Origin of the sequence: Pseudoalteromonas sp. UBA2102, assembly GCF_002331165.1 — a bacterium.
In the GTDB taxonomy this organism is placed as follows: Bacteria; Pseudomonadota; Gammaproteobacteria; order Enterobacterales; family Alteromonadaceae; genus Pseudoalteromonas; species Pseudoalteromonas atlantica.
In genome coordinates this window covers 20,724-25,721 of sequence record NZ_DCYU01000021.1, presented here as the reverse complement: position 1 = coordinate 25,721, position 4,998 = coordinate 20,724, and the positions used below count along the sequence as shown (strand labels likewise).

Here is a 4,998-nt window from a genome sequence, read left to right as displayed (position 1 = left end):
GAAATGGAATACGTAGCCATACGCGAAAACATGGGTCGTGCACAAATTAGAGAAGAGCTGCTAGCAGCACAGCATAAAGGCGAGTCGTTTGGGGCGAGTATTCCCGATTTTATTACCCCTGAATTTGTACGCGACGAAATAGCCCGCGGTCGCGCTATTTTACCAAATAATATTAACCACCCCGAAACCGAGCCCATGATAGTTGGCCGTAACTTTTTAGTTAAAGTTAACGCTAATATTGGTAATTCATCGGTAAGCTCATCAATCGAAGAAGAAGTAGAAAAAATGGTGTGGTCTACCCGCTGGGGTGCCGATACCGTAATGGATTTATCAACTGGGCGTTACATTCACGAAACCCGTGAATGGGTAGTACGTAATTCGCCGGTGCCCATTGGCACGGTACCCATTTATCAGGCGCTAGAAAAAGTAAACGGAGTGGCCGAAGACCTAACGTGGGAGATATTTCGCGATACGTTAATTGAACAAGCCGAGCAGGGCGTTGATTACTTTACTATTCATGCCGGCGTATTACTGCGTTACGTGCCAATGACGGCAAAGCGTGTAACCGGTATTGTATCGCGCGGTGGTTCAATTATGGCTAAGTGGTGTTTAGCGCATCATAAAGAAAACTTTTTATATACACACTTTGAAGATATTTGCGAAATTTTAAAACAATACGATGTGTGTTTTTCGCTTGGAGATGGCCTTCGTCCAGGCTCGATTGCTGATGCCAACGACGAAGCACAATTTAGTGAGCTACGTACGTTAGGGGAGCTTACAAAAATTGCGTGGAAACACGATGTACAAGTATTTATTGAAGGCCCAGGCCATGTGCCAATGCACATGATTAAAGCCAATATGGATGAGCAATTAGAACATTGTGGCGAAGCGCCTTTTTACACATTAGGCCCATTAACGACCGATATAGCACCAGGGTACGACCATATAACATCGGGTATAGGCGCTGCACAAATAGCGTGGTACGGCTGTGCCATGCTGTGTTATGTAACACCAAAAGAGCATTTAGGTTTGCCCAATAAAGAAGATGTAAAAGAGGGCTTAATTACCTACAAAATTGCAGCGCATGCGGCCGACTTAGCCAAAGGCCACCCCGGCGCGCAAGAGCGCGATAATGCATTATCAAAAGCGCGCTTTGAATTTAGATGGCATGACCAATTTAACATTGGTTTAGACCCAGAACGTGCCCGTGAATATCACGACGAAACTCTACCGCAAGAGTCTGGCAAAGTAGCGCACTTTTGCTCTATGTGCGGCCCTAAATTTTGCTCAATGAAAATTACCCAAGAGGTACGCGATTACGCCAAAGATCTCGAATCACGCGGGATCGATCCTAACAATGTTGGTGATGCAATTGAGATCAAAATGGTTGATGTAGAAGCGCAAATGAAAGCGAAATCTGAAGAGTTTAAACAAACGGGCTCAGAAATTTACCACAAAGCAATATAAGCCAATAACAGGTTAGCGGCTTATGGCTGCTAGCCTGTTATTAAAAGGAGGTTTTATGTTTTACAACATTGCTGTTGTGGGGTTTGGTTTAGCAGGGCGCTTAGCTGCCCTCGAGCTTAGTAAGTCGCATCATGTAACCGTGTTTGAGGCCAGTGACGAACACACACAAAATAGTGCCGGTAAGGTGGCTGCGGCAATGCTTGCTCCGCTTGCTGAGTCGGTATTGTGTGAAACGGATTTAGCCATCATGGGGCTAAATTCTCTCAAGCGCTGGCCAGAGATAGTGAGCGAGCTTGAAGGTGAGGTTTTTTATCAGCAAAAAGGCACGCTGGTCGTGGCGCACCAGCAAGATAAAGGTGACTTACTAAGCTTTAGTCAGCGAATAAAGCCAATAGCAGGGCACAGCGCGCAGGCGTTAAATGCTCAGCAAATAACACAGTTAGAACCCGAATTAGCTAATCGTTTTAACCAAGGTGTGTTTTTACCGTGCGAAGGGCAAATAGATAACCAGGCCTTTTATAAAGCAAGCTTTACCATGCTTAATAAACGTAAGGTTAAGTTTGTTTTTAACCAACGCGTTAGCATTCAAAACGGCGAGGTGAATAACCGCGGCTTTGATTACATTATTGACTGTCGTGGCTTTGGTGCTAAAGGCGATAAACACCTTAGAGGGGTACGCGGTGAAGTGGCTAGATTACATGCACCTGAGGTTAATTTAACGCGGCCGGTACGTTTAATGCACCCGCGCTACCCAATTTATATAGCGCCAAAACCTAATAATGAGTATGTAATTGGTGCAACTGAAATAGAGTCTGATGATAGCGGCCCTGCAACGGTGCGCTCTACGCTTGAGCTACTTTCGGCGGCCTACACTGTGCACAGCGGGTTTGCCGAAGCGCGGCTGTTAAATATTCAAAGCGGGTTACGCCCCGCATTTAGCGATAACCGCCCTGCGGTTTTAAAAACAGGTAACGTAATTAGCATTAATGGCTTATATCGTCATGGCTATATGTTAGGGCCCACCTTAGTGGCTGATGCGTTATCTCAAATAGGGTGAGTAATAAATGACTATAACAATTAATGGTGAGCTGCTAACTATTAAAAGCGCAATGCTTGTTGATGTATTACAAAATTTTGGTGCAAAGCCTCCATTTGCGGTGGCACTAAATGGCGAATTTATTCCACAAAGTTTGCATGCCAGCACCGCAATTAACGAAGGGGATAGCATTGAATTGTTATCGCCTATTCAAGGTGGGTAGCATTATGCAAGGTAACGATTGCTTAACTATTTATGGCGAGCAACTAAACAGCCGTTTATTAATAGGCTCGGCGCTTTATCCCTCTCCAGCGGTGATGGAAGAGTCTATAAAAGCCTCTGGCGCGCAAATAGTAACGGTGTCATTAAGGCGCCAGCAAAGCGCTGCCGCAGGGGATGACTTTTGGCAGCTTATAAAAAACACCGGCCTTAAAATACTGCCTAATACCGCAGGGTGCCACAGTGTAAAAGAAGCCGTAACACTTGCTAAAATGTGCCGTGAAGTATTTGCAACCGATTGGATTAAGCTTGAACTAATAGGTGATGACTACAACTTACAGCCCGACCCATTCGCATTGCTAGAAGCCACAAAAATATTAATTGATGATGGCTTTAAAGTATTACCCTACTGCACAGATGATTTAGTTCTTTGCCAGCGTTTAAACGAGCTAGGGTGTGAGGTGCTTATGCCTTGGGGCGCGCCTATTGGCACCGGTAAGGGGCTTTTAAATAGTTATAATTTAAAAACAATTCGTGAGCGCTTACCAAACACAACATTAATTGTAGATGCAGGGCTTGGTTTGCCTTCGCATGCCAGCCAAGCGCTTGAATTAGGGTATGATGCGGTATTATTAAATTCAGCGATAGCAGGGGCTGGCTGCCCAATTACGATGAGCCGTGCATTTAAAGCCGCGGTAGAGGCTGGGCGCTTTGCGTATAATGCCAAAGCAATGCCAGAAAAAGACTTAGCAGCCCCCTCAACCCCTACAATGGGTATGCCGTTTTGGCATCAGCAGTAAGGAAATAGAGAGTATGAATAATTTAGTGTGGACAATTGCAGGCTCAGACTCAGGTGGTGGCGCAGGAATTCAGGCCGATATAAAAGCAATGCAAAGTTTTGGCGTGCATGGTTGTACTGCAATTACCGCGCTTACGGCGCAAAATAGCTTAGGTGTAGAGGCCATTAACGCGGTATCTACCGATATTATTGAATCGCAATTACTCGCACTCGAAAGCGACATGAAAGCCAAAGTAATTAAAATTGGCATGCTGGCTAATGTGCAGCAAATTCAATTGATAAGCGAGCATATAGCGCATTATAAAGCTAAATGGCCTGTACCGCCTGTGATTGTTTACGACCCCGTTGCAATTGCTTCAAGTGGTGATGTATTAACAGAGGAAGATACCGTAAGTGCCATTAAAGAATGCTTAATGCCGCTGGTGGACGTAATAACACCTAACACGCACGAAACTCAATTATTAACAGGGGTGTATTTAATTGGCCCAAGCGCCGTGAAAGACGCTGCAAAAAAGCTATTAAGCTGGGGCGCAAAAGCGGTTGTTATTAAAGGCGGGCACTGGGATTACCCAACAGGTTATTGTATAGATTACTGCACACAAAACGGCGAAGAGTATTGGCTTGGTAATAAAAAAATTCAAAGCCCTCATAGTCATGGTACAGGTTGTAGCATGGCCTCGGTTATTGCCGCGTGTTTAGCAAAAGACTACCCTCTAAAAGATGCTTTTATTTTAGCTAAAGCTTATATAAATCAGGGCTTAAAGCAGTCGGTTAGATACGGCGAAGGAATAGGCCCTGTTGCACATACTGCTTTTCCTACACAGTTAGATGACTACCCGCAAGTAATAGAGCCTGGCAGCTGGCTTGGTGATGAGCTTGATTTTGATGTGCCGCTTGAATTTAATATGGCCGCTGATTTTGCACCTTGTGAGAGCAAAAAGCTGGGCTTGTATGCTGTGGTCGATAGCCTAGATTGGCTAGATAAATGTTTGCAGCAAGGTATTACTACGGCGCAGCTTCGCGTTAAAAATAAAACTGACCTTGAGCTTGAAGAGTTAATTAAGCAGGCCGTAGAGCTGGGTAAAAAGTACCACGCTCACGTATTTATTAACGACTACTGGCAGTTGGCAATTAAGCACGGTGCCTACGGCGTACACTTAGGCCAAGAAGATTTAGAAACCGCTAATTTAGCCGCGATTAAAGAAGCAGGTTTAAGGCTTGGGCTTTCTACCCACGGTTTTTACGAAATGTTACGTGCGCACAACTACCGACCAAGTTATATGGCATTTGGTGCTATTTACCCAACCACAACCAAAGATATGAGCGGCCAAATACAAGGTCTCGATAAACTTAAAAAGTGTGTGCCATTAATGCAAAACTACCCAACAGTTGCCATTGGCGGCATAGATTTAACCCGCGCAAGCGAGGTTGCAAATACAGGAGTTGGCAGTGTTGCGGTTGTACGCGCGATTAGTGA

At 44.9% G+C, this 4,998-nt stretch carries 5 protein-coding genes; all 5 read left to right on the top strand.

Annotated elements, in window-relative coordinates; all coding sequences use genetic code 11:
• On the top strand, positions 1 to 1,467 hold a 1,467-nt coding region (thiC, locus tag B2R65_RS02195; protein ID WP_286740678.1), incomplete at its 5' end, for a phosphomethylpyrimidine synthase ThiC.
• 55 nt (positions 1,468 to 1,522) lie between these two features.
• Positions 1,523 to 2,524: an FAD-dependent oxidoreductase gene (locus B2R65_RS02190; RefSeq protein WP_286740676.1), complete on the top strand. Its 1,002-nt coding sequence runs from the start codon at positions 1,523 to 1,525 to the stop codon at positions 2,522 to 2,524.
• A gap of 7 nt (positions 2,525 to 2,531) precedes the next feature.
• Positions 2,532 to 2,726, top strand: a complete 195-nt coding sequence (gene thiS, locus B2R65_RS02185) for a sulfur carrier protein ThiS (RefSeq protein WP_248463295.1) — start codon at positions 2,532 to 2,534, stop codon at positions 2,724 to 2,726.
• Between the two features lie 4 nt (positions 2,727 to 2,730).
• On the top strand, positions 2,731 to 3,522 hold the full coding sequence (locus B2R65_RS02180; RefSeq protein WP_286740672.1) for a thiazole synthase: 792 nt from the start codon (positions 2,731 to 2,733) through the stop codon (positions 3,520 to 3,522).
• 13 nt (positions 3,523 to 3,535) lie between these two features.
• A partial coding sequence (gene thiE / locus B2R65_RS02175) for a thiamine phosphate synthase (protein ID WP_286740669.1) occupies positions 3,536 to 4,998 on the top strand: 1,463 nt, incomplete at its 3' end.

Bases quoted from the DNA above. Each gene is read 5' to 3' on its own strand.
- thiS (WP_248463295.1), top strand. From the start codon at position 2,532: ATGACTATAACAATTAATGGTGAGCTGCTAACTATTAAAAGCGCAATG.
- B2R65_RS02180 (WP_286740672.1), top strand. From the start codon at position 2,731: ATGCAAGGTAACGATTGCTTAACTATTTATGGCGAGCAACTAAACAGC.
- B2R65_RS02190 (WP_286740676.1), top strand. From the start codon at position 1,523: ATGTTTTACAACATTGCTGTTGTGGGGTTTGGTTTAGCAGGGCGCTTA.